Source organism: Flavobacterium sp. JLP (assembly GCF_015350755.1).
Lineage (GTDB): Bacteria > Bacteroidota > Bacteroidia > Flavobacteriales > Flavobacteriaceae > Flavobacterium.
The window spans coordinates 149,691-175,934 of record NZ_JADKPS010000001.1; the positions used below are offsets into that span (position 1 = coordinate 149,691).

Sequence of the window (26,244 nt, forward strand, 5' to 3'; positions counted from 1 at the left end):
ATTTTAATAATTGATTATAATGTAACTAAAATGATCCTATTTGAATGTTTCTAATAAGGTTGAAATTTCCATTTTTTCTTTAGAAACTGATATTCTGCCCGAACGTACAAATTGCATAATGCCGTAAGGTTTAAATTTTGCATACAGTTCTTCAATTTCAGAACGTCTTCCTGATTTCGAAATCACAAAGAAATCACGAGAAACAGTGACAATTGTAGCTTGACTTTCTTTGATGATATTTTGAATCTGTTTTTCATCAAACAATAAACTTGACTGAATTTTGAATAATGCGTTTTCTAAATAAATAGTTTCTTCGTCTGTGTGATAAAATGCTTTTATCACTTCAATTTGCTTTTCTATTTGGCCTACAATATTCTTAACCCATTTCTCTGTTGTATTTACTACAATAATAAATCTTGAAACGTTTTCTATTTCTGATTCTGAAACGTTTAAACTTAATATATTAATGTGACGCTTTAAGAATATTCCCGATATTCTATTCAGCAACCCAACGTTATTTTCTGAATATACCGATATGGTAAATGTTTTATCTTCCATTTTTGTTTTTTAGTTTATTTTATTTCAGTTTTCTAGTTTCACGTTCTCAACAAAACTTGAAACTTTAAACCTGAAACTTGAAACTTCTTTTTAGCTTAATCTAATTTCAGAAACACACGCTCCTGTTGGAATCATCGGAAAAACATTGTTTTCCTTTTCTACCATAACCTCTAAGAAATAAGAATCTTTTGAAGCCAGCATTTCTGCTACAGCTGCATCTAAATCTTCTCTGTCGGTTACTTTTTTAGATTTGATGTAATATCCTTCAGCAATTGCGGTAAAATTTGGATTAATCATATTTGTTGAAGCATATCTGTTATCAAAAAATAACTCTTGCCATTGACGCACCATTCCTAAAAATTCGTTGTTTAAAACCACGATTTTTACTGGAACCTTAGTTTGGAAAATAGTTCCCAATTCCTGAATTGTCATCTGGAATCCTCCGTCTCCAATAATGGCTACAACTTCACGGTCCGGTCTTCCCATTTTGGCTCCAATTGCAGCCGGAAGTGCAAATCCCATTGTTCCTAATCCTCCAGAAGTAATATTACTTTTGGTCGAATTAAATTTAGCATAACGACAAGCAAACATCTGGTGCTGACCAACATCTGATACGATAATTGCATCACCGTTTGAATGTTTGTTGATCATTTCCATAGCTTCTCCCATCGAAATTCCTTTATTATTTGTCGGATTTAATTCTTCTTTTATAACAGAATCAAATTCGATTTTATGAAATTCTTTGAATTCATTGTGCCAAGCATCATGAGAATTTTTCTCTATTAACGGCAATAAAGCATTTAAGGCTTCTTTTACATCTCCTAAAACAGCAACTTCAGTCTTCACATTTTTATCAACTTCAGCAGGATCAATTTCAAAGTGAATTACTTTTGCTTGTTTTGCATATGTTTTTAAACTTCCTGTAACGCGGTCATCAAAACGCATTCCTAACGCAATTAAAACGTCACATTCATTCGTCAGCATGTTCGGACCGTAATTTCCGTGCATTCCTAACATTCCAACGTTCAATGGATGATCTGTAGGTAAAGCTGAAAGTCCTAAAATTGTCCAACCTGCAGGAATTCCTGATTTTTCGATGAATGCTTTCAGTTGTTCTTCGGCTTGACCGAGAATAATTCCTTGACCAAAAACAATAAAAGGTTTTTTAGCACTATTGATTAAAGCTGCGGCTTCGGCCACTTTCTCTAATTTTAATTTCGGAACCGGAACATAACTTCTGATTGCCGTACATTTTTCATAACTAAAATCAAACTCATCAAACTGAGCATTTTTAGTAATATCAATCAATACAGGACCTGGACGGCCAGAACGTGCAATATAAAAAGCTTTTGCAATGATTTCTGGAATCTCAGAAGCCTCTGTAATTTGATAATTCCATTTCGTAACCGGAGTTGAAATTCCGATAATATCAGTTTCCTGAAAAGCATCAGAACCTAATAAATGTTTCCCTACTTGTCCTGTAATACAAACTAATGGAGTCGAATCGATCTGAGCATCGGCAATTCCGGTAACTAGATTTGTTGCCCCAGGGCCAGAAGTTGCAATCGCTACTCCCACTTTTCCTGTAGCTCTGGCATAACCCTGAGCTGCGTGCGTTGCACCTTGTTCGTGACGTACTAAAACATGGTGTAATTGATCTTGAAATTTATATAATTCGTCATAAACTGGCATGATGGCACCTCCTGGATAACCATAAACCAAATCTACTCCTTCTGCTAATAAACATCTTATAACGGCTTCTGCCCCTGATATTTTCATAGTATATTTTGTTTTCAAAAATCAATTTCAATATTCGTTGATATTGCAATTGATTTTTTGAGATTGTTATTTATTAATTATCGGTAACGCAACCTGTTGATGCACTTGATACCGATCTGGCGTATTTAAGTAAAACTCCTTTTGTAACTTTCAACGGTGGCTGTACCCAAGCCGCTTTTCTTGCTGCAAATTCTTCGTCAGATATCTTTAGGTCGATTGTATTTTTTACAGCATCAATAGCAATTAAATCACCATCTTTTACTAGCGCAATACCTCCGCCATCATAAGCCTCTGGTGTAATGTGTCCTACGACAAAGCCATGTGAACCTCCAGAGAATCGACCGTCTGTGATTAGTGCACAGCTGCTTCCTAATCCGGCTCCGATAATCGCAGATGTAGGTTTTAGCATTTCAGGCATCCCCGGACCACCTTTTGGTCCACAATACCTGATGACGACTACACTGCCTGGTTTTATTTTTCCGGCTTCAAGACCCGGAATTACTTCAAATTCACCTTCAAATACAACAGCAGGCCCTTCAAAATATTCTCCTTCTTTTCCGCTGATTTTTGCAACAGCACCTTCAGAAGCAAGATTTCCGTATAAAACCTGAATATTTCCTGTTGGTTTTAAAGCTTTTTGAATTTCATGAATTACCTGTTGTCCGTCTTGTAAATCTGGAATACTTGCTAAGTTTTCTGCAACAGTTTTTCCAGTTACAGTTAAACAATCTCCGTGAATTAATCCTTCTTTCAATAAATATTTCATTACTGAAGGAATACCTCCAACAGCGTGAATATCTTCCATCATATATTTACCACTTGGCTTCATGTCAGCCAAAACTGGTGTTCTATCATTAATTGCCTGAAAATCATCTAAAGTAATTTTGATATCAACAGCATGAGCCATTGCAATCAAGTGCATAACCGCATTTGTAGAACCTCCTAAAACTGCTACAATTGTAATAGCATTTTCGAAAGCTTTGCGCGTCATGATATCTTTTGGCTTGATATCTTTTTCTAATAAAACTTTAATCGCTTCTCCTGTCGCAAGACACTCATCTCTCTTTTCTTGGCTTAAAGCTGGATTTGAAGAACTGTAAGGCAAACTCATTCCTAATGCTTCAATTGCAGAAGACATTGTGTTTGCAGTATACATTCCGCCACACGCACCAGCGCCTGGGCATGCGTTTTGAATAATTCCTTTAAAATCTTCTGGAGTTATTTCTTTTTTTACTTTTTTTCCTAAAGCTTCAAAAGCTGAAACAATATTTAAAGATTCACCTTTCCACTTCCCTGAGTGAATCGATCCTCCGTAAACCATAATCGACGGACGGTTAACTCTTCCCATTGCAATAAGAGCTCCAGGCATATTTTTATCACAGCCAGGAATTGCGATGATACTATCATACCATTGTGCTCCCACAACTGTCTCGATAGAATCTGCAATTACATCACGAGAAACCAATGAAAAACGCATTCCTTCAGTACCGTTCGAAATTCCGTCACTGACACCAATAGTATTAAAAATAAGTCCGACTAGACCTGCATCCCAAACACCTTTTTTAACATCTTTTGCTAAATCATTCAAGTGCATGTTGCAAGTGTTGCCATCGTAACCCATGCTCACAATGCCAACCTGTGCTTTTTTCAGATCTTCTTCAGTTAAACCAATCCCGTACAACATCGCTTGCGCGGCTGGTTGTGTTTGATCTTGAGTGATGGTCTTGCTGTACTTATTTAATTCCATTATGTATTATTTTATTTTAATTTTTGTTCAAAAAAAAACCTTCCAAATATTGGAAGGTTTGTAATATAGTTTTTCAATTATATTTATACCATTCCCGATGCAGATGTGTGAATCACATTGACAGCAACGACAGAAATAATAATAATTGAGATTTGCATCATTTATTTTTTAGTGTTCCAAAAGTATAAAAACTTATAGGACTAAAAAAATAAAATCTCAACATTTTAAATACTTCTTGTTAATTCATTCAGCTTTTATAATAAAAAACTAAACAATTGTCGATTGTCCGATATGAACGTTATCATTATTAAAATATAGCAAGTCGTCTTTGCTGAAAATAAAATTAGAAACAAACTCCCCTACTTCATTTGTGCCGAATTTTGAATCTGGTTTTAAATCAACAGTAACCACTTTATATTCAATTGCTTTTTCTACCGCTTTATAAATTACATTAGCTTCTTTAGTCAATCCAAAATGCTCTAATAAAAGTGCTGCTGCTAAAATCGAAGCAATAGGATTGGCAATGTTTTTTCCTTTTGCCTGCGGATATGATCCGTGAATTGGTTCAAACAAAGCATTTTTTTCTCCTAAAGATACTGATGGAAGTAAACCAATAGATCCTGTGATTACACTAGCTTCATCAGATAAAATATCTCCGAATAAGTTCTCAGTCAAAATCACATCAAATTGTTTCGGATTTAAAATCAGCTGCATTGCTGCGTTGTCAACAAATAAGAAATCAAGCTTAACATCTGGATAATTTTCGCTCACTTTCTGAACTACTTTTCTCCACAATCTTGAAGTTTCCAAAACATTTGCTTTGTCGACCATTGTTAGCTTTTTACGTCGTTTTTGTGCCGATTTAAAAGCTAAATGTGCAATCCTTGTAATTTCTTCTTCTGAATATTCACATAAATCTGAAGCATGTGTCCCTTCTTCATTAAGTGTTTTCGTTCCAAAATAAGCACCGCCTGTTAATTCTCTGAAAATTGTAAAATCAGCTCCTTCAATAATTTCTCTTTTTAAAGGAGAAGCATCAATTAATGCTTTATAAGGTTTAATTGGGCGAATATTTGCAAACAAACCTAATTCTTTACGAAGCCTCAATAAACCTTGTTCTGGTCGAACTTTTGCATTCGGATTATTATCATACTTAGGATCGCCTATTGCACCAAGCAAAACAGCGTCAGTATTTAAACAAAGATTTAGCGTTTGTTCCGGAAGCGGATTTCCAGTTTTATCAATAGCAACTGCACCCATGAGTGCTTCTTCAAAAACAAACTCATGATTGTATACTTCGCCAATAGCGTATAAAGCTTTTTTGGCTTGTAAAATTACTTCTGGTCCTATTCCGTCTCCTGGTAAAACTGCTATTTTCAAATTCATAACGTCTCGTTCTTTATGTATTTAAATCTTTATTATTTTTCTCTTTCTTCTTTGCTTTATTTTCTATTCTTAACTAGCTTCTGATTAAATCACCTTCGATTTTCGAAGCTTCTATAATCTGATGAATGTCTGCGTCAACCACTTCTTTTTTGATATCAGCAAATTTCAAAAACTCAACATATACAATATCCAATTGTACTTTAGTAAGTTCATAACCTACTTTTTTCGCGCGGTAAGCCAAAGCTGCTCTTCCGCTTCTTGCTGTCAAAATAATTGATGATTCGTTTACACCAACATCGAGCGGATCCATAATTTCGTACGTTGCTCTGTTTTTAATAACACCATCTTGGTGAATTCCAGAACTGTGTGCGAATGCATTTGCACCAACAATTGCTTTGTTTGGCTGCACAATCATTCCCATGCTTTCAGAAACTAAACGGCTCATTTCGTTTAATTCTCTTGTATTGATATTAGTATCTAGGTTTAAGTATGGATGTTGTTTGAAAATCATCACCACTTCTTCAAGTGCTGTATTTCCTGCTCTTTCTCCAATACCATTAATAGTACATTCTATTTGTCTTGCTCCATTTATTGCTCCTGCAATTGAGTTTGCAGTTGCCATACCTAAATCATTATGACAGTGGCAAGAAAGGATTACGTTTTCAATTCCTTTTACGTTTTCTTTTAAATATTTAATTTTTGCTCCGTATTCTTCTGGAAGACAGTATCCTGTTGTATCAGGAATATTTAAAACGGTTGCGCCAGATTTTATTACTTCTTCACAAACCTTTGCCAAGAAAGCGTTATCTGTTCTACCTGCATCTTCGGCGTAGAATTCGACGTCTTCTACATACGATTTTGCATGAGAAACAGCAAACTTTGCTCTGGCAATAATATCTTCTCTTGTGGTATTTAATTTATGGAGTATATGAGATTCTGATGTTCCAATTCCTGTGTGGATTCTTGGTCTTTTAGCATGTTTTAAGGCAGCAGCAGCAACATCAATGTCATTTTTTACGGCTCTTGTCAGTCCGCAGACGGTTGCATTTTCTACAATTTTACAAATCTCAGAGACTGATAAAAAATCGCCCGGGCTTGACACAGGAAAACCTGCTTCGATGATATCAACTCCCATTTTGTCTAGTCGTTCTGCGATAACTAATTTTTGTTTAGTATCTAACTTACATCCTGGAACTTGCTCGCCATCGCGCAAAGTGGTGTCAAAAATTTGAACTTTCTCTCTATTCATATTCATTTATTTAATGTAATTTCACATCTTGATAACAAATATATATTGTACTTATGCAGTATGAAATTCATTTTAATGAAATTATACTGTTCATAACGCAATTTATAAGGTGTTAAATATTTAATAATCAATAAGTTATATTATTATTTTTTACAATGGCTAACCATCAAAAAGATTTCTTATTTGTTCTCATAAAATCACTTTCTAAATCTGAAAAAAGGCAGTTCAAAATTTTTGCAAGCCGATTAGAAACAAGTTCGAATACTAAATTCATTGAATTATTTAATATTTTAGATAAATCTGAAACGTATGATGAAAAGCTTATTCTAAAAAGCGGAATTATTAAAAAAGTTCAGCTATCCAACTTAAAATCATACTTATACAAACAAATTTTAGTTAGTATTCGATTGAATATTCCAAGCCAGAATATTCGTTATCAATTGCGCGAACAAATTGATTTTGCGGGTATTTTATATAATAAAGGATTGTATAAGCAGAGTTTGAAAATTCTGGACAAAACAAAAATGATTGCGCTTGAAAATGACGAAAAATATATGGCGTATGAAATTGTTGAATTCGAAAAACTAATCGAATCACAATACATTACACGAAGTATTCAAGGCCGTGCCGATGAGTTGGTAATTCAAGCAAAAGAATTAAACTACAGAAACACCATTTCAAGCAAATTATCTAATCTTTCGCTTCAATTATACGGAATCATGCTTAAAACAGGTTACGTAAAAAATGATGAAGAATACAAATACATTGATGATTATTTCAATAAACATATTGCGAAATTAGACGAAAGCAAATTTGGATTTCGTGAGAAGTACTGGTTTTACAATGCAAACTTATGGCGCAGCTTCTTGGTTCAGGACTTTTTAGCGAGTTATAAATTTGCCTACAAATGGGTAAGATTGTTTTATGACAACCCAAATATGATTTATCAGAATCCAGTATTTTTTTTAAAAGGAAATCATTATTTTTTAGAATCACTTTATATGTTGAAATATAAATCGAACTTTAAAAAATACCTTTCACTTTTAGAAGAAACGATTGAAGATGATAAATTCCCGGTAAATGATAATATTGCGTCGCTGTCATTTCTATATGTATACAACAATAAATTAAATCTGCACATTCTGGAAGGTACTTTTGCTGAAAGTGAATATTTGATTCCTGAAGTTTTGGACAAAATAAAACTGCACAGTGAACATCTCGACGAGCATCACGAAATGTTGTTTTATTATAAAATTGCCTCTATTTATTTTGGAAATGAAAAGTATACTGAATGTATTTATTATTTAGATAAAATCATCAATAACAAGAACTTAAGCATGCGCGAAGATTTAATGTGCTTTGCGAGATTATTGTCTTTAATTGCGCATTATGAGTTAGGAAAAGATTATTACTTAGACAATCATCTTAAAAGCACGTATAAATTTCTATTAAAAATGAACGACTTGCACGAAGTTCAAAAAGAGATCATTAAGTTTTTAAGAAACTTGAATAACTTTTATCCTGCAGATATTAAGAACGAATTCAAAAAAATGCATGCCCGCTTTGTTGAGCTTGAAAAGAATACTTACGAAAAAAGAGCTTTTTTATATCTGGATATTATTTCGTGGCTTGAAAGTAAAATTGAAAACCGCAAAATTGCTGATATAATTAAAGAGAAAGCAAAGCTGAATAGCCGTTAATTTAAATTTTAATCCCGAGGCTTTGGAAAAAAATCCCAATAAAAAAAGCTCTGAAAACATATTTTTCAGAGCTTTTTTGTCATTTCGACCGAAGGGAGAAATCACACTCGAAACTCTACAAAGCTTAGCTACTATGCGGAAATACTAGTGTGATTCCTCCCTTCGGTCGAAATGACATACTTTATATACAAAAATCCCAAACTCCACATAATTGGAATTTGGGATTTTAGTATTGGAATTTAAATAACTATTCTACAATATTAGAACTCGTTACATAAAAATCTTTATCAACTTCTAAAGTTCTGTTTTCATTAGTTGTTTTCTCAGATTGCCATTCTGTTGTTGGTTTCAACCAAGTATCAACACCATTTATTTTTACTTTAACAGGCATATCAAATTTTGCAACGCAATTTGTCCAGTGATAACCCAAAGTTCCATTTTTAAAAATATATTCAAAAACAGGAATTTGTGTTGTTGTTAAATATTGAGCAAATACTCTATTGAAGTTAATTCCAGATTGTGTATTAATATAATCTTCAATATCTTTTGAAGTAACTGTTTTATGATAAAAAGTACTATTTAAGCCTCTTAAAATCGATTTCCATTTTGCATCATCGTTAATAATTTGACGAATTGTGTGCAGCATGTTTGCTCCTTTCGGATACATATCTCCTGATCCTTCGTTATTTACATCATAGTGTCCAATAATTGGCGCGTCGTTGCGAATGATTTTTCTACAGCCTCTAACATATTCAGCTCCTGCATCTTTTCCATAATAATATTCTATGAAAAGACTTTCAGAGTAATTTGTAAAACTTTCGTGAATCCACATGTCTGCAATATCTTTATAGGTAATATTGTTTGCAAACCATTCGTGTCCAGACTCGTGAATAATGATAAAATCAAATTTTAATCCCCAGCCTGTTCCGCTTAAATCACGGCCTAAATAGCCATTTTTAAATTCATTTCCATAAGTAACACTGCTTTGGTGTTCCATACCTAAATAAGGCGCTTCAACAAGTTTGTAGCTATCTTCGTAAAACGGATAAGGTCCAAACCAATTTTCAAACGCTTTTAGCATTTTTGGAGCATCTTTAAAATGCTCTTTAGCAATTGCCAAATTATCTCTTAAAACATAATAATTGCAATCTAAATCGCCTTTTTCTCCTTTATATTTTTCTGAAAAATTAACGTAATCACCAATGTTGATATTAACACCATAATTATTAATTGGGTTTGAAACGTACCAATTAAAGGTTTTGGTTCCGTCTTTTTCTTTTTTAACGCTTTTCAGTCTTCCGTTCGAAACATCAGTCAAATCTCCTGGAACGTTTACACTAATTAGCATATTTTCTACTTCATCATACATATGATCTTTGTTTGGCCACCAAATACTGGCACCTAAACCCTGACAAGATGATGCAATAAAATCTTTTCCGTTTTTATCTTTTTTCCAAGTGATTCCTCCATCCCAAGGCGGACGGACAGCTTCTTTAGGTTTTCCTCCAAACGAAATAATGATTTCTTTTGTTTCTCCAACTTTTTGTTTTGCTGTTAATTGAATAAAAAAGGCATTTCCGTCTCTTTGAAATTTCAATTCTTTGCCATCTTGAGTCACTTTATAAATCTGCATTGGTTCCTGCAAATCAATCTGCATTTTATTATATTCTGTCAAAACAGTATATTTTACAGTATTCGAACCCGTAATTGTTTTTTCCGCTGGATTTACTTTTACATCTAAATGATAATATTTTAAATCCCACCAAGCTCTTTCTTTTGTAATGCTTCCGCGTAAAGTGTCCTGATGTGTAAAAACGGTTTCAGACTTATTTAGAAGTCCTTGAGCATTTGCTGTAAAACCAATTAAAAAGGCGATAATAACGCCACCAAAGTATTTTTTCATTATTTATAAATTTGGAATAAGTAGGCTGTTTATCGTTTCCCGATGCTTCTAGGATCGAGACGAAACACATCAACAAAAGTAAACATTCAGATCAAGTTTTTATTAATTTTATAATTTCTATTAGAAAAATTTAATGTTAAAATTCATTATTCTTCTTTATTTTAGCCATATTAAAGTCTTTAATTCTGTTTTATGAAACTTATTCAAATTGTTTATTTTTTGTTTTTTACTTGCTCGATAACAATATATTCTCAAAATAATATGATTCATAAAATAAATGATAAAATAACAATTGACGGAGATTTATCAGATTGGAAAACACCTTTTTTGGGTCCGTTTGTAATTCATAATTCAGGAGAAAAAGCTACACAAAATACAATGGTTTCACTTTCGTGGAATAATGAAAACCTCTATATCGCTTATAGTGTAAACGATTCTAAGATTATTGGCGAAGTTAAAAAGAAGGATTCTGAAATATACAAAACAGATGATTTAGTAGAAATTTTCATCGATCCTGATGGAGATGGTCAAAATTACATAGAAATTGGCGTGAATGCATTTTCAACAAATTACGATATGCTTCTCAAATGCATTTCTGCAGATTGCGGCGGATGGAAAACTTCAATGAATTTTAATATTGATGGGTTAGAAACTACAAGCAAAATAACGAAAGATGGCTTTTGTTCCGAAATTAAAATTCCATTTTCAAGTATAGAACAAATTCAAAATGGCAATTTTTCAAAACCTAAAACAGGTACAAAATGGAAAGTAAATATGTTTAGAATTGATTACGGTGACATTACAGAATATCTTGCATTACAGTCGTATAAAAGCCTGAATTTTGGTTTTCATCAACCTAAAGAATTTGCAGTTTTTGAGTTTGTGGAGTAATTTTTGAAAGGTTTAATTTGTTTCAAGTTTCAAGTTTAAGGTTACTTCACATCACCTGAAACTTGAAACTTGAAACTTGAAACTTGAAACCTCAAAAAAACAAAATATTTTACTTTTGTCGTTTCTTCAAAACATCCACGACATCATTTAGTTGAAAACCTTTTGCTTGTAATAAAATTAGATAATGAAATAGTAAATCAGCACTTTCGCTTAAAAACAAATCATCGTTGTTATCTTTTGCCTCAATTACTACTTCTACAGCTTCTTCTCCTACTTTCTGAGCTATTTTATTGATTCCTTTTTCGAACAAAGAAGCTACATAGCTCTTCTCAGAATCAGCATTTTCTCTACGAATTTTAATTGTATCTTCTAAATGAGAAATAAAACCATAATTTGGATCATTGGGTTCCTGCCAACACGTATCTGCGCCTGTGTGGCATGTTGGCCCAACAGGTTTTGCCTGAATTAAAAGCGTATCGCCGTCACAATCATTTATAACACTCACTAAATTCAAAAAGTTGCCACTCTCCTCGCCTTTTGTCCAAAGCCTTTGTTTTGACCGACTAAAAAAAGTTACTTTTTGTGTTTCAATTGTTTTTTGAAGCGATTCTTCGTTCATATATCCCAGCATCAAAACATTTTTAGTTTCTGAATCCTGGATGATTGCCGGAATTAATCCGTGGGAGCTTTTTATATCTATGTTCATTTTTATTTTAGATTTTAGATTCTCTGAATTCTTGTTATTTTATTTCTTCTTGTTTCTTGCTTCTTGCCTCTTTTCTCTATTTCCTAAAGCCTAACCGCAATCTCATTTTTCCTCAATTCTTCTTTCAAAGCTTTAATTTCGATTTCTTTAAAGTGAAAAACGCTTGCTGCCAAAGCTGCATCTGCTTTTCCTTTTTTAAATGAATCTACAAAATGCTGCATATTTCCTGCGCCGCCAGAAGCGATAATCGGAATATTGATTAAAGTCGATAATTTGGCCAAAGCTTCGTTTGCGAAGCCATTTTTAGTTCCGTCATTGTCCATCGAAGTAAATAGAATTTCTCCCGCTCCACGTTCTGCCACTTCAACCGCCCAATCAAATAAATTAAGTTCTGTTGGCACCTTGCCTCCAACTAAATGCACAATCCATTGTCCGTCAATTTGCTTGGCATCAATCGCCACAACTACACATTGGCTTCCAAATTTTTGTGCCAGATCATTAATCAATTGTGGATTTTTTACTGCCGATGAATTAATAGAAACTTTATCTGCTCCATTATTCAGTAAGATTTCAACATCTTCTACAGACGAAATTCCACCGCCAACTGTAAACGGAATATTGATCTTTTCCGCTACACTTCGCACCATATTCACCAACGTTTTACGACGTTCTTCTGTTGCTGAAATATCCAGAAAAACCAATTCATCAGCACCTTCTGCCGAATAAATTTCAGCCAATTCTACAGGATCTCCGGCATCACGCAAGTCAACGAAATTAACACCTTTTACAGTTCTTCCGTTTTTTATATCCAGACAAGGAATAATTCTTTTTGCTAACATTTTTTTAGTTGTTTCACAGAGATTCACGAAGATTTCGCAGAGTTACACAAAATTTTAGTGAATCTTTGTGTTTGCTTTGTGCACCTTTGTGAAATACTCTAATTTTATTTACTCAAATACAGGACTCAAAAATGTTCTTTCGTAACTAATTATACATCTTGTATCTTCTGCAATTTTAAAAGCTTCTACACACTCCTGATCGTCTTTTGAAAACATTTTTTTTCTGTAATCTTCATAGTCCGCAAAACTCGGAAACGAAAATAAGGCATAAGCGATATTATTTGCTCCTTCCGAAGGCATAAAATAACCGTGATGCTGACCTCCTAACCGATTTACGATTTTAATCCATCGTTTTCCGTAATCCTCAAAAGCTTCTAATTGATAAGGATCTATGACGTATTTCAAGTGACAAGTTATCATATTTTTAATGTGTTAATTAGAAAATTAGTCAATTAGATAATTTTAAGCACAATGTAAAAAATTATCTAATTATCAAATTATCTTATTTGCTAATTATAAAGTTTTCAAGTTGCTTTAAGGTAATTCTTCCCTCGTAAATCGCTTTTCCGATAATCGTTCCTTCACAGCCTAATTCAGCTAATTTTGGTAATTCGTCGAAAGTTGATATTCCGCCAGAAGCAATTAATTTTACGCCAACGGCTTCTTTTAAAATTTTTCCATACAAATCAAAACTTGGACCTTCTAACATGCCATCTTTTGCGATATCGGTACAAATAACATACTTAATTCCTTTCATCTGATAATCCTGAATAAACGGAATCAAATCTTCATCTGAATCTTCTAACCAGCCTGAAACTGCTATTTTCTCGTCTTTGGCATCGGCTCCTAAAATAATTTTATCAGAACCGTATTCGGAAATCCATTTTTCAAAAATAGCTCTGTTTTTTACGGCAATACTTCCGCCTGTTATTTGATTGGCACCACTTTCAAAAGCAATTCTTAAATCATCATCAGATTTTAATCCTCCGCCAAAATCAATTTTTAAAGTGGTTTGTGAAGCAATTTGTTCTAATATTTTATAATTCACGATTTTACTCGATTTTGCTCCGTCAAGATCTACTAAATGTAAATATTCAATTCCGTGCGCTTCGAATGATTTCGCTACTTCAAGCGGATTTTCATTGTAAATTATTTTGGTATCATAATCACCTTTGGATAAACGAACACATTTTCCATCAATGATATCTATGGCTGGTATTATTCTCATTTTATTTTTTTTATTAAAAGATTTAAAATTGAATGATTTAAAGATTTCTGATTTTTTTAACCTTTAAATTTTTCAATCTTTCAATTTTAAAAAGTTCTCCAAAATTTTCTCCCCAACTGCACCGCTTTTCTCTGGGTGAAATTGAGTTCCATAAAAATTATCTTTTTGCAAAGCCGAAGCATATTCTAACTCGTAATTGGTTGTGGCAATGGCTTCATCGCAATTTGGAGCATAAAAACTATGCACCAAATACATGAATTCATTTTCGGAAATATCTCTAAACAAATCCGATTTTAAATTGTAAATCTGGTTCCATCCCATTTGAGGCACTTTTACCTGATTTGAAAACTTAATTACATCAACATCAAAAATTCCTAAACCTTTGGTATTTCCTTCTTCAGATGAATTGCACATCAATTGCATTCCCAAACAAATACCCAAAACGGGCTGTTTCAAATTCGGAATTAAACTGTCTAAACCGCTTTCACGAAGTTTAATCATCGCCGAACTCGCCTCACCCACACCAGGAAAAATAACTTTATCTGCCGCACGAATTTCTTCTGGATTATTACTCAAAACAGCTTTAAAACCAAGCCTTTCAATAGCAAACATAATGCTCTGAATATTTCCTGCACCGTAATTTATGATTACTATTTTCATTTAATTTTTTGTTTGTTTTGTTTCAGGTTTTAGGTTTCAAGTTATGGTACTGAACGTGAAACCTGAAACTTTAAACTTGAAACAAAATTCTTTAAAGCATCCCTTTAGTCGAAGGTAAAATCATTTTTTCTGTATCTCTTTTCACTGCAACTTTTATTGCTTTCGCGAAAGCTTTAAAAATCGCTTCAATTTTGTGGTGTTCGTTGATTCCTTCTGCTTTGATGTTTATGTTGGCTTTTGCTCCGTCAGAGAATGATTTGAAGAAATGGTAAAACATTTCTGTTGGCATTTTTCCAACCATCTCACGCTTGAATTCGGTTTCCCAAACCAACCAGTTTCTTCCGCCAAAATCAATTGCAACCTGCGCCAGACAATCATCCATTGGAAGACAGAATCCGTAACGTTCTATACCTAATTTGTTTCCTAACGCTTTCGCGAAAACTTCCCCTAGGGCAATTGCAGTGTCTTCAATGGTATGGTGTTCATCGACTTCTAAATCTCCTTTTACGAGAATTTCCAAATCCATTTGACCGTGACGCGAAATTTGATCTAACATATGATCGAAAAATGCAATTCCGGTTTCGATTTTGCTTTTTCCCGTTCCGTCAAGATTTAAATCGATAAAAATATCGGTTTCATTAGTTTTACGCGTAATCGAAGCCGAACGCGCTTCTAATTTTAAAAACTCATAAATCTTTTTCCAGTCTGTCGTTTGTAAAATAATGGTTTCGTCTAATTCTTCACGTTTTGATGAAATTTCATTACTTCCCGCTCCATCAGTCATGTTCATAAAAATGGCTTTTGCACCAAGGTTTTTCGCCAATTCAACATCCGTTAAACGATCTCCCAAAACAAAAGAATTTTGTAAATCATATTCAGGATTATTCAAGTATTTGGTCAACATTCCGGTTCTTGGTTTGCGAGTTGGCGCATTATCTTCCGGAAAAGAACGATCAACAAAAATTTCATCAAACAAAACACCTTCATTTTCAAAGGCTCTTAAAATAAAATTCTGCGTTGGCCAAAACGTATCTTCTGGAAAACTATCTGTTCCTAAGCCGTCCTGATTGGTTACCATTGCGAGTTCATAATCCAATTCATTGGCAATTTTAGCCAAATATTGAAATGCTTTTGGATAAAATTCAAGTTTATCCAAACTGTCTAATTGTAAATTTTCCGGTTCTAAAACGATCGTTCCGTCACGATCGATAAAAAGTACTTTTTTCATGTTTTATATTTTTGAGACCTAACAGGTTTTAAAAACCTGTTAGGTCTTCTAGACTTTATAATAATTTCAATTCTTTAATTAAAACTGCATTTTCCGCAGGAATTCCAATCGTAAAACGCAGGCAATTTTCGCATAATGGCTGAGTTGTTCTGTTACGAATTACAATTCCTTTTTCAATTAATTGATCATACCTTTTATTCGCATCATCTACTTTTACCAAAACAAAATTAGCCTCTGTTGGGTAAATTTTCTCTACAAAACTCACTTCAAGTAAAACTTTAAGAAGTTCCTCTCTTTGTTCAATAATAGAAGCTATTTCCTGTTTAATTTTAGCTGAATCATTCAAACGAACAATTGCTCTTTGTTGCGTTAGTTCATTTACATTATAAGGTGGTTTTATTTTGTTTAAAACCGAAATAACAGCTTCAGATGCATAGCAGATTCCTAAGCGAATTCCGGCTAAACCATATGCTTTTGAAAGTGTTTGTGTAATCACTAAATTTGGATACTCGTCTATTTCTGTCAACCAGCTTTCTTTGTCTGAAAAGTCAATGTACGCTTCATCAATCACAACCAATCCTTTAAAGTTTTGAAGTAATTTCACCACACTTTCATCAGAAAAAGAATTTCCTGTTGGATTATTTGGTGAACACAAAAAGATGATTTTTGTATTGTCATCAACAGCATCTAAAATTTTCTCAACTTGTGGCTGAAAATCTGTTGAAAGTAAAACTTCTCTGTTTTCTACCGCGTTTATATTTGCCAAAACGCTGTACATTCCGTACGTTGGCGGCAACGAAATAATATTGTCTGTTTTTGGTTCGCAAAAAGCTCTAAAAAGCAAATCAAGAACTTCGTCGCTTCCATTTCCCAGTAAAATCTGACTTGATTTTACGTTATTATTTTTAGCTAAAATTGCTTTAACTGAATTCTGCTGCGGATCCGGATAACGGTTTACTCCATTTTGAAACGGATTTTCATTGGCATCCAAAAAAATCATTTCTGCAGTATCAAAATCCTCAAACTCATCTCTCGCAGAGGAATACGGTTTTAAGGTTTTTACGTTTTCACGTGTTATGGTATTTATATCGAATTTCATTTTTTCTTTATTTTTAAGAAGCTAGAACCAAGATAAAAGAATTTGTGAAAATCTTGACTCTTGCTCTTTCTTCTATTCTCTTGCTTCTATTCTCTCTATTCTAAACTCTTCAATCTTAAAGTAACCGCATTTTTATGAGCCTGCAAACCTTCGGCTTCAGCCATAATTTCAATAGCTTTTCCTATGTTTTGAATTCCTTTTTCAGATATTTTCTGGAACGTCATCGCTTTCATAAAACTATCCAGATTTACTCCGCTGTAATTCTTTGCGTATCCGTTTGTAGGCAATGTATGATTGGTTCCTGAAGCATAATCCCCTGCACTTTCAGGAGTATAATTTCCGATAAAAACTGAACCTGCGTTTACAATTCCGTTACAATAAAAATCATCATATTCAGAGCAGATAATAAAGTGTTCCGGCCCGTATTCATTGATTAAATCTAATGCAATCTGATCACTTTCAACAAAAATCAATTTCGAATTTTCGATTGCTTTTACAGCTATTGCTTTTCTTGGAAGAACTTCAACCTGAGATTGGATTTCTTTTTCAACATCATTGATCAGTTTTTTTGAAGTAGAAACCAAAATAACCTGACTATCTGTTCCGTGTTCTGCCTGAGACAATAAATCGGAAGCAACAAATGCGGGAACTGCAGTCTCATCTGCCACAATTAATAATTCTGATGGACCTGCAGGCATATCGATTGCAACGCCAAACTGCGTTGCCAACTGTTTTGCCACTGTTACAAACTGATTTCCAGGGCCAAATATTTTAAACACTTTTGGAATAGATTGTGTCCCGAAGGTCATTCCGGCAATTGCCTGAATGCCACCAACTTTTAATATTTTCGTAACACCGCATAAATTTGCCGCGTACAAAATTGCAGGATTTATTTTTCCACTTTTATCTGGTGGCGAACATAATACAATTTCTTTGCAACCTGCAATTTCAGCTGGCACAGCTAGCATTAAGACCGTAGAAAAAAGAGGCGCGGTTCCGCCCGGAATATATAAACCAATTTTCTGAATTGGTCTTTTTTCCTGCCAGCAATTAACACCTTCGATAGTTTCAATTTCAATTCTATCTGTTTTTTGTGCTTTGTGAAATTTATAAATATTATCTTTTGCTAATTGAATTGCTTCTTTTAATTCATTTGAAATCAGACTAATCGCTTCTTCAATTTCTGCAGTTGTAACTTCATAATTATCTAAAGCTATTCCATCGAAAATAGAAGTGTATTTTGCTACAGCTTCATCTCCTTTTTTCTGAACTTCTTTAAAAATTTCTTTAACCGTAACCTCTATATCATCGATCGTTTTGGTTGGTCTTTTTAATATTTCTGACCAGGTTTCTGGTTTTGGATTGTCTATTTTATTCATTTTTTTTATGCTTTATGCTATAAGCTTTTTGAATTATCTTTAATTTCTTTGGCAAAAGCTTAAAGCTTTTAAAGAACCATTTTTTCAATTGGGCAAACTAAAATTCCTTCGGCTCCAGCTTCTTTTAATTGATCAATTACATCCCAAAAAGTATCTTTATCGATCACTGAATGAACACTGCTCCACCCAGGCTCTGCCAATGGCAAAACAGTTAAGCTTCTTAAAACGGGTAAAATTTTTCCAATTGTTTCAATTTTATCGTTTGGCACATTCATCAAAATGTATTTTGAATTTCGGGCTCTTAAAACTGCTTGAATTCTGAATTTTAGAGTATCAATGTGTTTTTGAATTTCTGGAGAAACTTTTGGAGAAACTGCTAAGACAGCTTCGCTTTTCAAGATCACTTCTACTTCTCTTAAATTATTTTTGAATAAAGTGCTTCCGCTAGAAACAATATCTACGATGGCATCGGCAAGACCAATATTTGGCGCAATTTCTACAGACCCTGAAATTTGGTGAATATCAACAGATAATCCGAAAGAATTAAAATATTCGTTAACTGTATTGGGATAAGACGTAGCAATTCGCAAACCGGCTAAATCTTGAATTGAGTTATATTCGAAAGTTTTAGGAACAGCTACAGAAACCTTACATTTTGAAAATCCTAATTTCTGAACGACTTCTATTTGTTTTCCTTTTTCTGCTAGCAGATTATCGCCTACAATCGCAAGATCTACAACACCATCAATTAAATATTGAGGAATATCTGAATTTCTCAAATACAACACTTCAAGAGGAAAATTAGAAGCTTCTGCTTTTAGCTGGTCATTTCCGTTATTGATCGAAATACCGCAGTCTCTAAGAATCTGAATGCTGTCTTCGTTTAAACGACCTGATTTTTGAATTGCAATTTTTAATGTACTCATTTTTTTAGTTTTTTGTTGAATAATAGTCTGAGTACAAAGAATTGGTATAAAAAAACCCGTTTGATGTACTCAAACGGGTTTTAAAATATGATGATTTACATGCATACCATTAACACATCGCTTGAGAGCAATAATGAAAATGATGATGATGTAATTGATTAGAAATCATTGTTGGGTTTATTTTTATTCTTTGATTCGGTTGCAAATATAATAGTTAATTTCATAAAAACACAATATTTAATTTAACTTAATGATAGTTTATTGTTAAAAAAAAATCTAAGTATTGATTTTATTAAGTACTTTTTACTTATGATAGCGTTTTCATTTTTTCGTTAAAACTTAAGGTTACAGTTGTTCCAATTCCTATTTCGCTTTCTATTTTAAACTTTATATGCAGTAGTTCAGTAATTCTTTTTACAATTGACAAACCTAATCCTGTTCCTTTAATTTCTGGATGATCTGTAGAATTTGACCTGAAAAACGGATTAAAAATAGCTTCTAAATCTCCTTTCTCAATGCCAATTCCATTGTCTGAAATTTCACAAATTATTTTTTCATTTTGTTTCGAAAGCAAAATTACAACTTCGCCGCCGGCATTCGTATACTTAGCTGCATTAGAAATGATATTTCTCAGAATTGTAATTACTAAAAAATGATCAGATTCTATATAATAATCCTCTTCAGCATTGAATTTAATATTGATTTTTTTGGCATGAATTTTTTCTGAATTCAATGTCAAAACATCTAAAATTAAGGAATTCAAGTACACTGATTCTGGGATTATATTTTTTTTCTGATTTTCAAAACGAGCCATCAAAAGAAGTTGATCAACCAGCATATTCAAATGGTCAACTTCATTAATACAGTAATTAATTTTTTGCTCATATTCCTTGCTGTCACGTTCTTTACGAATCAAAACTTCAAGCGTACCTTTAATTACAGTTAAAGGTGTTCTTAGTTCATGCGAGGCATCAGAAGTAAATTGTTTTTCACGCTCAATCGCGTCTTCAATTCGATTTAATAAATTATTTATCGTTTTAGAAAGTATGTATAATTCGTCTCTTGTTTTGGGCAGCGGTATTCGGATTTTGAGATTGTCTTTGGTTATAATTTTAGAAGTATTTATAATTGCATTTATCGGTTTTATACTTCTTCCTGCAAAAAATCTGGCGATAAAAAACAAGAATAATAAAATAGCCAGAAAAGACAAGCACATTATTTCGAATAAATTATTAAGAACCATTGTAGAATCTGCCAATGACATTGCTACTATAATATAACCTATTTTTTTCTCTTCGACATGAAGCGGAACCTGAATTTGTCTTATGGCATTATTTCCCAGTTTGGTGTCGAATAACTCATAATCTTCAACAGAATCTTTAAATTCAAGTATTTGTGTTTTGAGATTCGGCGCTTTTTCGATAATATTTTTATTCAAATCTAAAAACTCTACAAAAACAGGATTTACATCAACTGTATTGTGTTCGCGCTCATTCCATTCTTCTTTATCAATTAGGATTATTTTGCCTTTTTCGACTTTAATTTCCTTTAAGTGGTTCTGAATTTCAACATTGATATTTTCATCTACATGACTATAAACAGTATGTTTTACAATAAAATAAATAACCGAAAAAGCCACTAAAATCAGCAAACCAGTGGTAATAATATAATTTAATGCGATTCTGTTTTTAAACGAAAGCTGTGCCATCTATAAGTCGTTTGCGATATAACCAATACCGCGAATTGTTTTAATATAATCTTCTTCAATTTTTAAATTGAGTTTTTTTCGAATAGCATTCATAAAAACATCAATTACGCCAGTATCATATTCAAAATTAATTTCCCAAACATCTTTTAAAATCTGATTTCTTGTACAAACTTTTCCTTTATTTTTAACTAAATAAGTCAACAACTCAAATTCTCGCTGTGTAAGATTTACTTCTTCTTCATTCTTAAAAATAATATGCTTTGATAAATCAATTTTTATAGTTCCGAGAGTTAAATTTTCAGTGTCTGTCTTATTTCTAAAGTGAATTTTAATACGTTCAACCAATTCTTCAAAACTAAAAGGTTTCTTTATATAATCATTCGCTCCGGCCTTTAATCCTTCAATAGTTTCCTGAACTGTATCTTTTGCAGTCAAAAAGATAATTGGCGTTTTTTGATCTTTAATTCTAATGGCTTTGCATAAATCTAAACCATTAATTTTCGGAAGCATCCAATCTAATAAAATCAAATCAAATTTCTGATTCTGAATCAATTCAAAACCTTTCGAGCCATCAATTGCCGTTGCAACTTCATAACCTTCTTCTTCAAGGCCTTGCTTCAAAAATTGAATAATTCCCAATTCATCTTCAACTATTAAAATATGCATGTATATTTTTATTAAGATTATTTACTTCTTTACTTTGAATTGGTCAAAGATAAATATTTTAATATTCAGAAAATCCTTAAAATCATCGGAATACAACAACAAATGTCATCTTAAGTAAACTTTAAGTTAACACTAAGCAAGGTAAAAGCATAACTTCATCTAGAACTAATTTATCGGAATTAATTTTGTAAAAAATAAATTCCATGACATTTTACAAAAAGTTTTCTCCTTTTTACAATCTTGCTTTATTTTATTTTGTTGTTAGTTTTATATTGCGAATTGTTTTGTTTTTTCACCCCATAACTCAAACTTCATTTACAATTCTTGAGAGCCTGAAAATATTTAGTTTAGGATTGATCTCAGATTTTTTTGTCTTTATTGTAGCCAGTGTTTTTCTATGGTTATATTTAATTTTTATTTCAAATTCTAAATACAGCAAGCCTTCAGGATATATTATTCTTGGCTTTTTTGCGATTGTATTTATTTATATAGCTTCAGGAAAAAGTATTTTCGACGAATACGGAGGTGCTTTGCCAAGAATTGTCTTAATTTTTATCGGAATTAAAATGGCTCTTTTTGCCTTGTTGCTTTTTCTTCCAAAATTGAGAGACAAAATCAGGTTTTGGCTCTTTGCTTTTGTGATTTTTTTATATGTTTTGCTGATTCTTCAGAATGGCTTGAGTGAATACTTCTTTTGGAATGAATTTGGTGTAAAATACAATTTTATAGCCGTTAATTACTTGATATACACCAATGAAGTTATCGGAAACATTATGCAGTCTTATCCTGTAATTCCTTTATTTTCTGCCCTATTTTTAGTAACTGGAATTGTTACTTATTTTATTTTAAAAAACTCTAAAAATTATATAAGCGACATTCCAACGTTAAGCGAAAAAATAAAAATAACAGTCATTTATCTTGGTTTATTTTTAATTTCAATAATCGCAATTCCAACTCTATCTAAAACTGAAAATTCTAAAAATGTTTTTGTTAACGAACTGCAATCTAATGGATTGTACAAGTTTTATTTAGCTTTTCAAAATAATAAATTAGATTATTTCAAATTCTACAAGACGCTTCCTAACAAAGAAGCATATGCTATTCTTAAACAGCAATTTCCTGATATATCTGGACAAAATACCTTCAGAAATATTACGGGAGACTCGCTAGAGAATCATAAAAATGTTGTTTTAATTACTATAGAAAGTTATAGTGCTGAATTCATGAAATCGTATGGAAATCAACAAAATATAACTCCTTTCTTAGATAGTTTAGCCCAAAAAAGTTTACAGTTTACTAATTTGTATGCGGCAGGAAACAGAACAGTCCGCGGACTTGAAGCTGTAACATTATGCTTACCGCCAACTGCAGGCGAAAGCGTTGTAAAAAGAGAAGACAATAAAAATAAATTTTCTACGGGAGCCATTTTTAAACAGAAAGGCTACAATGTTAAATTTATGTATGGTGGTGATGCATTCTTCGATAATATGCAAGACTTCTATTCAGGAAATGGTTACCAGATTGTAGACAAATCGAGTTTTTCTCCAGAAGAAATTACGTTTTCAAACGTTTGGGGTGTTTGTGATGAAGATATGTACAACAAAGCCATAAAAGTCATGAATACAGAAGCAAAAGAAAACAAACCTTTCTTTAATCACATTATGACTGTTAGTAATCACAGGCCTTTTACATATCCAAACAATAAAATTGATATTCCTGGAGATATTAAATCACGCGACGGTGGTGTAAAATATACGGATTATGCACTTCGAAAATTCTTCGAAATGGCAAAAAAACAGCCATGGTTTAAAAATACAGTTTTTGTAATCGTTGCCGATCATTGTGCTTCAAGCGCTGGCAAAACAGAACTTCCGCTCGATAAATACAGAATTCCAGGCTTTATCTACAGACCAAATGAAAAACCTGCAAAATTCAATAAATTAATGTCACAGATTGATTTAATGCCAACTCTTTTTGGTTTGCTTCATTTTAATTATGAAAGCAAGTTCTTTGGCCAAGATGTTTTTAAAAGTGATTATAAACCGAGAGCTTTTATTGCAACTTATCAAGATTTAGGATTGATAAAAGACAATGTACTTACAATTTTATCACCAAAGCAACAAGTTAAACAGTTTAGTTTGACGCTAGATTCAAAACCAGGAATTGCTCCAGAATTTCAAATTGATTACAATGAAAAATGCTTAAAAACAGAGCGAAAAGACTTAATCAACGAAACGATTTCATTTTACCAAACGGCATCAGATATGCTGAAATATAAGAAATACCAAAAGTAAAGTACTAAAATTCTAATTCAGAAATCAAAATTTCAAATTATCGAACATTACTAAAAAAGCCTCAAATTCAATATGAATTTGAGGCTTTTTTAATCTGTAAACTAAACATTGAGACTGAATACTCTTTTGTTAGTCATTCTGATTCTGCATTCCAAAAAGATCTCCTTTTTGAAACGATTTAATATCTTGTTTTAAAGCTTTGCTGTTACGTTTTGTAATCTCCGGAGCATCTAAATCGCTCAAGTCTGGTTTTCCGGCATTTACCCAAGCAGTATACCAAAAGCTTGCTGTAGCAGTGATCGCTTTTTTCATTTGAGTTTCTACCATTCCGTTTAATTCTTTATGCAATTTAGCTGCATATTCATCAGAGAATTTAGCCGAATTGTATTTATTTTTAACTACTTTTCCATCAGCATCAACAACAAAAACTTGATTTTCAGGAGTCGAAGTTCTCAGCTTTTTATCTACATCTAAAAGCGGATTTACTAGACTGTGTGTATCTTTAATTAAGTCCCAAGTTGCTTTATGAACATCTTCGTAATAATGCGCTTCTGGAACATTCAATTTATAGTTTTTAGCAAACAATTCTGGTAATCTGCTTTCCCAAAGAGAGTGAATCCCTTTTTGATCGCTTAATTGTCCGTCATGATTTGCAGAAGTATGCAACGGCATGTGTGCGTCCCCAACATAATGTCCTAAATCTGCAGCAAGAAATAAAATTTCTGCTCTGTTTTTGTCTTTAAAAGCTTTAGTCAATTTTGCCATAATATCTTCGATAAACCAAGGCAAAACACCATTATCATTTAGAAATTTAGCATCGTATTTTTTATTTACTTCTTCTAGTGTCTTAGGCAAACTGTCAATTGGACCAGCAAAATTTTCCAAATCAATATAATGTCTCGGATTTTCATCTTTGTATTTTAAAGCATATTTGCGAATATCTGGTACAGATGCTTCTTGTGTAATAAAATCGATGTGATTATAAAAGAATAGTTGTAGCGGTTGAGGCAAAGCCATAACGGCAGCTTTATTAATACGTTCGTGTCCAACGATTCCCCACGACAATGTCAAAAATCCAATTCCTAACACAACAAAAGCGATTAGTTTTGGCTTCATTTTAAAGTTTTTCATTTGCAATTTTTATTTTGGTGCAAATTTATTTTATTTAAAGGTAATTTAAAAGGATACCAATTAAGATTGTGTTAATTTAATTTATTTTAGATTTTTAACCTTATTATTAATATTCTCTCATATTAAAAGTTTCTTTGTAAATTCGTTTATATTTTATTTAAACTTTATAATATGCGCCTAATCACTTCATGTATTATTTTTTTGATTTTCACCTCTTTATGTACAGCACAAGATGACATTGTACAATTAAAAAATGTAAAAGATACCATCTTAAATACCAAAAGAACGTTACAAATAAATGATCCTTTGGACGCTGTAAAAACAATGCAGAAGCTTTTTCCAGGCAAACTATATAATCTTTCTGATCATAATACATTTGTGAGCTGGAATTGTAAAACATGTAAACCAAACGCTTTTACTGATGTAAATAGCGAAGAGGGTGATCAAATGTTTCCGTACACAAATGGTGTGGCAACAAGAATTCTTGCGAATATTGATTATTCAGATTCTAAAGGAAATGAATTTAAAGTACTGGCATTCAACCATTCCGTTTATGATGAAGATGGTTTGCAAACAAGCCGCTTTTCTGGTGGCTTATTAGGCTTGGCTAAATTCGCTAAAAATGGAAAGGTCTGGGAAATGAGATCTTTTCAGCCTGCAGTAGCTGCTTTTGGCGCATTTGCACAATGTCCTACTCCAAAGCTTTTACAAATCGGCGAAGATCAGTATGGGTTTACAATATTGCACGTTAATGGCGGCGGTGGCGGTCCTTTCGAAGGATATCTTTATCTTATTGCCGGATTTGACGGCAAATACCAGCCAATCTTGGAAGTTAATAATTATCAGCTTACAAATGTTGAAAGCACATCATGGTCGAGCTCTTATACAGTTGTAAATGATAATATTAAAAAGCATTTTAGAGATATTATCATTAAAACAAATGGTTCGTTTAATAAGGTTGCTCAGGCCAATGACGAATTCGAAGTTAACTTTCCAGATGAAATTATAGCAATGACAAAGACAAAGAAGCAATTTAATTTTGAAATAGAAAGGCGGTTTTCATTCAAAGGAAAATCTTACAAGATGATTGACAAACCAATTGTGAAGTTTTCTAAAGTAAAATAGCAGTTTTTATTTTTTAACATATAATTATATAGATTCTATAGT

21 protein-coding genes and 1 pseudogene are annotated in these 26,244 nt (G+C 32.7%); 4 read left to right on the forward strand and 18 right to left on the reverse strand.

Features of this window, described 5'->3' with window-relative positions; all coding sequences use genetic code 11:
* Positions 1 to 36 precede the first annotated feature (36 nt).
* The 5 genes from ilvN to IRZ83_RS00725 form a co-directional block, all read right to left on the reverse strand.
* Positions 37 to 558: an acetolactate synthase small subunit gene (gene ilvN / locus IRZ83_RS00705; RefSeq protein WP_029270249.1), complete on the reverse strand. Its 522-nt coding sequence runs from the start codon at positions 556 to 558 to the stop codon at positions 37 to 39.
* A 90-nt stretch (positions 559 to 648) separates the two neighbouring features.
* Positions 649 to 2,337, reverse strand: a complete 1,689-nt coding sequence (ilvB, locus tag IRZ83_RS00710; RefSeq protein WP_194566126.1) for a biosynthetic-type acetolactate synthase large subunit — start codon at positions 2,335 to 2,337, stop codon at positions 649 to 651.
* 73 nt (positions 2,338 to 2,410) lie between these two features.
* A complete protein-coding gene (ilvD, locus tag IRZ83_RS00715) occupies positions 2,411 to 4,084 on the reverse strand; it encodes a dihydroxy-acid dehydratase (protein WP_194566128.1) in 1,674 nt (557 codons plus the stop codon).
* Between the two features lie 267 nt (positions 4,085 to 4,351).
* Positions 4,352 to 5,470, reverse strand: a complete 1,119-nt coding sequence (leuB, locus tag IRZ83_RS00720) for a 3-isopropylmalate dehydrogenase (RefSeq protein ID WP_194566130.1) — start codon at positions 5,468 to 5,470, stop codon at positions 4,352 to 4,354.
* 73 nt (positions 5,471 to 5,543) lie between these two features.
* The gene (locus tag IRZ83_RS00725; protein WP_082447139.1) at positions 5,544 to 6,719 is read right to left on the reverse strand and encodes a 2-isopropylmalate synthase; all 1,176 of its coding nucleotides are present in this window, start codon (positions 6,717 to 6,719) and stop codon (positions 5,544 to 5,546) included.
* Positions 6,720 to 6,874: 155 nt separating this feature from the next.
* Here IRZ83_RS00725 and IRZ83_RS00730 point away from each other — a divergent pair, with 155 nt between their 5' ends.
* Positions 6,875 to 8,419, forward strand: a complete 1,545-nt coding sequence (locus tag IRZ83_RS00730; RefSeq protein WP_029270240.1) for a hypothetical protein — start codon at positions 6,875 to 6,877, stop codon at positions 8,417 to 8,419.
* Positions 8,420 to 8,666: 247 nt separating this feature from the next.
* Here IRZ83_RS00730 and IRZ83_RS00735 read toward each other — a convergent pair whose 3' ends face one another.
* Positions 8,667 to 10,322, reverse strand: a complete 1,656-nt coding sequence (locus tag IRZ83_RS00735; RefSeq protein WP_194566132.1) for a M1 family metallopeptidase — start codon at positions 10,320 to 10,322, stop codon at positions 8,667 to 8,669.
* A gap of 261 nt (positions 10,323 to 10,583) precedes the next feature.
* Between IRZ83_RS00735 and IRZ83_RS00740 the strand changes: the two genes are divergently transcribed.
* Positions 10,584 to 11,213 carry a carbohydrate-binding family 9-like protein gene (locus IRZ83_RS00740; protein WP_228520640.1) on the forward strand — a complete coding sequence of 210 codons (630 nt, stop codon included), beginning with the start codon at positions 10,584 to 10,586 and terminating at the stop codon, positions 11,211 to 11,213.
* 109 nt (positions 11,214 to 11,322) lie between these two features.
* Here IRZ83_RS00740 and hisIE read toward each other — a convergent pair.
* The 11 genes and pseudogenes from hisIE to IRZ83_RS00795 all read right to left on the reverse strand — a co-directional run.
* Positions 11,323 to 11,940, reverse strand: a pseudogene (hisIE, locus tag IRZ83_RS00745) (bifunctional phosphoribosyl-AMP cyclohydrolase/phosphoribosyl-ATP diphosphatase HisIE); the annotation flags it as partial.
* A gap of 62 nt (positions 11,941 to 12,002) precedes the next feature.
* Complete coding sequence (gene hisF / locus IRZ83_RS00750) at positions 12,003 to 12,758, reverse strand: imidazole glycerol phosphate synthase subunit HisF (RefSeq protein WP_029270232.1); 756 nt, start codon at positions 12,756 to 12,758, stop codon at positions 12,003 to 12,005.
* A gap of 108 nt (positions 12,759 to 12,866) precedes the next feature.
* Positions 12,867 to 13,178: an NIPSNAP family protein gene (locus IRZ83_RS00755; RefSeq protein ID WP_194566138.1), complete on the reverse strand. Its 312-nt coding sequence runs from the start codon at positions 13,176 to 13,178 to the stop codon at positions 12,867 to 12,869.
* An 82-nt stretch (positions 13,179 to 13,260) separates the two neighbouring features.
* A complete protein-coding gene (gene hisA / locus IRZ83_RS00760) occupies positions 13,261 to 13,986 on the reverse strand; it encodes a 1-(5-phosphoribosyl)-5-[(5-phosphoribosylamino)methylideneamino]imidazole-4-carboxamide isomerase (protein ID WP_194566140.1) in 726 nt (241 codons plus the stop codon).
* A gap of 72 nt (positions 13,987 to 14,058) precedes the next feature.
* Positions 14,059 to 14,646 (reverse strand): imidazole glycerol phosphate synthase subunit HisH, encoded by a 588-nt coding sequence (hisH, locus tag IRZ83_RS00765; RefSeq protein ID WP_194566142.1) that lies wholly within the window; start codon positions 14,644 to 14,646, stop codon positions 14,059 to 14,061.
* Between the two features lie 91 nt (positions 14,647 to 14,737).
* The gene (gene hisB / locus IRZ83_RS00770; protein ID WP_194566144.1) at positions 14,738 to 15,874 is read right to left on the reverse strand and encodes a bifunctional histidinol-phosphatase/imidazoleglycerol-phosphate dehydratase HisB; all 1,137 of its coding nucleotides are present in this window, start codon (positions 15,872 to 15,874) and stop codon (positions 14,738 to 14,740) included.
* Between the two features lie 55 nt (positions 15,875 to 15,929).
* Positions 15,930 to 16,973 carry a histidinol-phosphate transaminase gene (hisC, locus tag IRZ83_RS00775; protein WP_194566146.1) on the reverse strand — a complete coding sequence of 348 codons (1,044 nt, stop codon included), beginning with the start codon at positions 16,971 to 16,973 and terminating at the stop codon, positions 15,930 to 15,932.
* Between the two features lie 95 nt (positions 16,974 to 17,068).
* Complete coding sequence (gene hisD / locus IRZ83_RS00780) at positions 17,069 to 18,352, reverse strand: histidinol dehydrogenase (protein ID WP_194566148.1); 1,284 nt, start codon at positions 18,350 to 18,352, stop codon at positions 17,069 to 17,071.
* A gap of 68 nt (positions 18,353 to 18,420) precedes the next feature.
* Complete coding sequence (gene hisG / locus IRZ83_RS00785; RefSeq protein ID WP_194566150.1) at positions 18,421 to 19,278, reverse strand: ATP phosphoribosyltransferase; 858 nt, start codon at positions 19,276 to 19,278, stop codon at positions 18,421 to 18,423.
* Between the two features lie 307 nt (positions 19,279 to 19,585).
* A complete protein-coding gene (locus IRZ83_RS00790) occupies positions 19,586 to 20,986 on the reverse strand; it encodes a sensor histidine kinase (protein WP_194566152.1) in 1,401 nt (466 codons plus the stop codon).
* Entirely contained in the window at positions 20,987 to 21,652 is a 666-nt protein-coding gene (locus IRZ83_RS00795; RefSeq protein WP_029270212.1) for a response regulator transcription factor, read from the reverse strand. It abuts the gene before it with no gap.
* Between the two features lie 203 nt (positions 21,653 to 21,855).
* Between IRZ83_RS00795 and IRZ83_RS00800 the strand changes: the two genes are divergently transcribed.
* Complete coding sequence (locus IRZ83_RS00800; RefSeq protein WP_194566154.1) at positions 21,856 to 23,946, forward strand: LTA synthase family protein; 2,091 nt, start codon at positions 21,856 to 21,858, stop codon at positions 23,944 to 23,946.
* A gap of 129 nt (positions 23,947 to 24,075) precedes the next feature.
* Here IRZ83_RS00800 and IRZ83_RS00805 read toward each other — a convergent pair whose 3' ends face one another.
* A complete protein-coding gene (locus IRZ83_RS00805; protein WP_194566156.1) occupies positions 24,076 to 25,077 on the reverse strand; it encodes a zinc dependent phospholipase C family protein in 1,002 nt (333 codons plus the stop codon).
* 171 nt (positions 25,078 to 25,248) lie between these two features.
* Here IRZ83_RS00805 and IRZ83_RS00810 point away from each other — a divergent pair, with 171 nt between their 5' ends.
* Positions 25,249 to 26,202, forward strand: coding sequence for a hypothetical protein (locus IRZ83_RS00810; protein WP_194566158.1), 954 nt, complete (start codon positions 25,249 to 25,251; stop codon positions 26,200 to 26,202).
* Positions 26,203 to 26,244: the final 42 nt, after the last annotated feature.

Excerpts from the sequence above, each read along its gene's own strand:
- ilvN (WP_029270249.1), bottom strand. The coding sequence starts at position 558 with ATGGAAGATAAAACATTTACCATATCGGTATATTCAGAAAATAACGTT.
- ilvB (WP_194566126.1), bottom strand. The coding sequence starts at position 2,337 with ATGAAAATATCAGGGGCAGAAGCCGTTATAAGATGTTTATTAGCAGAA.
- ilvD (WP_194566128.1), bottom strand. The coding sequence starts at position 4,084 with ATGGAATTAAATAAGTACAGCAAGACCATCACTCAAGATCAAACACAA.
- leuB (WP_194566130.1), bottom strand. The coding sequence starts at position 5,470 with ATGAATTTGAAAATAGCAGTTTTACCAGGAGACGGAATAGGACCAGAA.
- IRZ83_RS00725 (WP_082447139.1), bottom strand. The coding sequence starts at position 6,719 with ATGAATAGAGAGAAAGTTCAAATTTTTGACACCACTTTGCGCGATGGC.
- IRZ83_RS00730 (WP_029270240.1), top strand. The coding sequence starts at position 6,875 with ATGGCTAACCATCAAAAAGATTTCTTATTTGTTCTCATAAAATCACTT.
- IRZ83_RS00735 (WP_194566132.1), bottom strand. The coding sequence starts at position 10,322 with ATGAAAAAATACTTTGGTGGCGTTATTATCGCCTTTTTAATTGGTTTT.
- IRZ83_RS00740 (WP_228520640.1), top strand. The coding sequence starts at position 10,584 with ATGATTCATAAAATAAATGATAAAATAACAATTGACGGAGATTTATCA.
- hisF (WP_029270232.1), bottom strand. The coding sequence starts at position 12,758 with ATGTTAGCAAAAAGAATTATTCCTTGTCTGGATATAAAAAACGGAAGA.
- IRZ83_RS00755 (WP_194566138.1), bottom strand. The coding sequence starts at position 13,178 with ATGATAACTTGTCACTTGAAATACGTCATAGATCCTTATCAATTAGAA.
- hisA (WP_194566140.1), bottom strand. The coding sequence starts at position 13,986 with ATGAGAATAATACCAGCCATAGATATCATTGATGGAAAATGTGTTCGT.
- hisH (WP_194566142.1), bottom strand. The coding sequence starts at position 14,646 with ATGAAAATAGTAATCATAAATTACGGTGCAGGAAATATTCAGAGCATT.
- hisB (WP_194566144.1), bottom strand. The coding sequence starts at position 15,874 with ATGAAAAAAGTACTTTTTATCGATCGTGACGGAACGATCGTTTTAGAA.
- hisC (WP_194566146.1), bottom strand. The coding sequence starts at position 16,973 with ATGAAATTCGATATAAATACCATAACACGTGAAAACGTAAAAACCTTA.
- hisD (WP_194566148.1), bottom strand. The coding sequence starts at position 18,352 with ATGAATAAAATAGACAATCCAAAACCAGAAACCTGGTCAGAAATATTA.
- hisG (WP_194566150.1), bottom strand. The coding sequence starts at position 19,278 with ATGAGTACATTAAAAATTGCAATTCAAAAATCAGGTCGTTTAAACGAA.
- IRZ83_RS00790 (WP_194566152.1), bottom strand. The coding sequence starts at position 20,986 with ATGGCACAGCTTTCGTTTAAAAACAGAATCGCATTAAATTATATTATT.
- IRZ83_RS00795 (WP_029270212.1), bottom strand. The coding sequence starts at position 21,652 with ATGCATATTTTAATAGTTGAAGATGAATTGGGAATTATTCAATTTTTG.
- IRZ83_RS00800 (WP_194566154.1), top strand. The coding sequence starts at position 21,856 with ATGACATTTTACAAAAAGTTTTCTCCTTTTTACAATCTTGCTTTATTT.
- IRZ83_RS00805 (WP_194566156.1), bottom strand. The coding sequence starts at position 25,077 with ATGAAAAACTTTAAAATGAAGCCAAAACTAATCGCTTTTGTTGTGTTA.
- IRZ83_RS00810 (WP_194566158.1), top strand. The coding sequence starts at position 25,249 with ATGCGCCTAATCACTTCATGTATTATTTTTTTGATTTTCACCTCTTTA.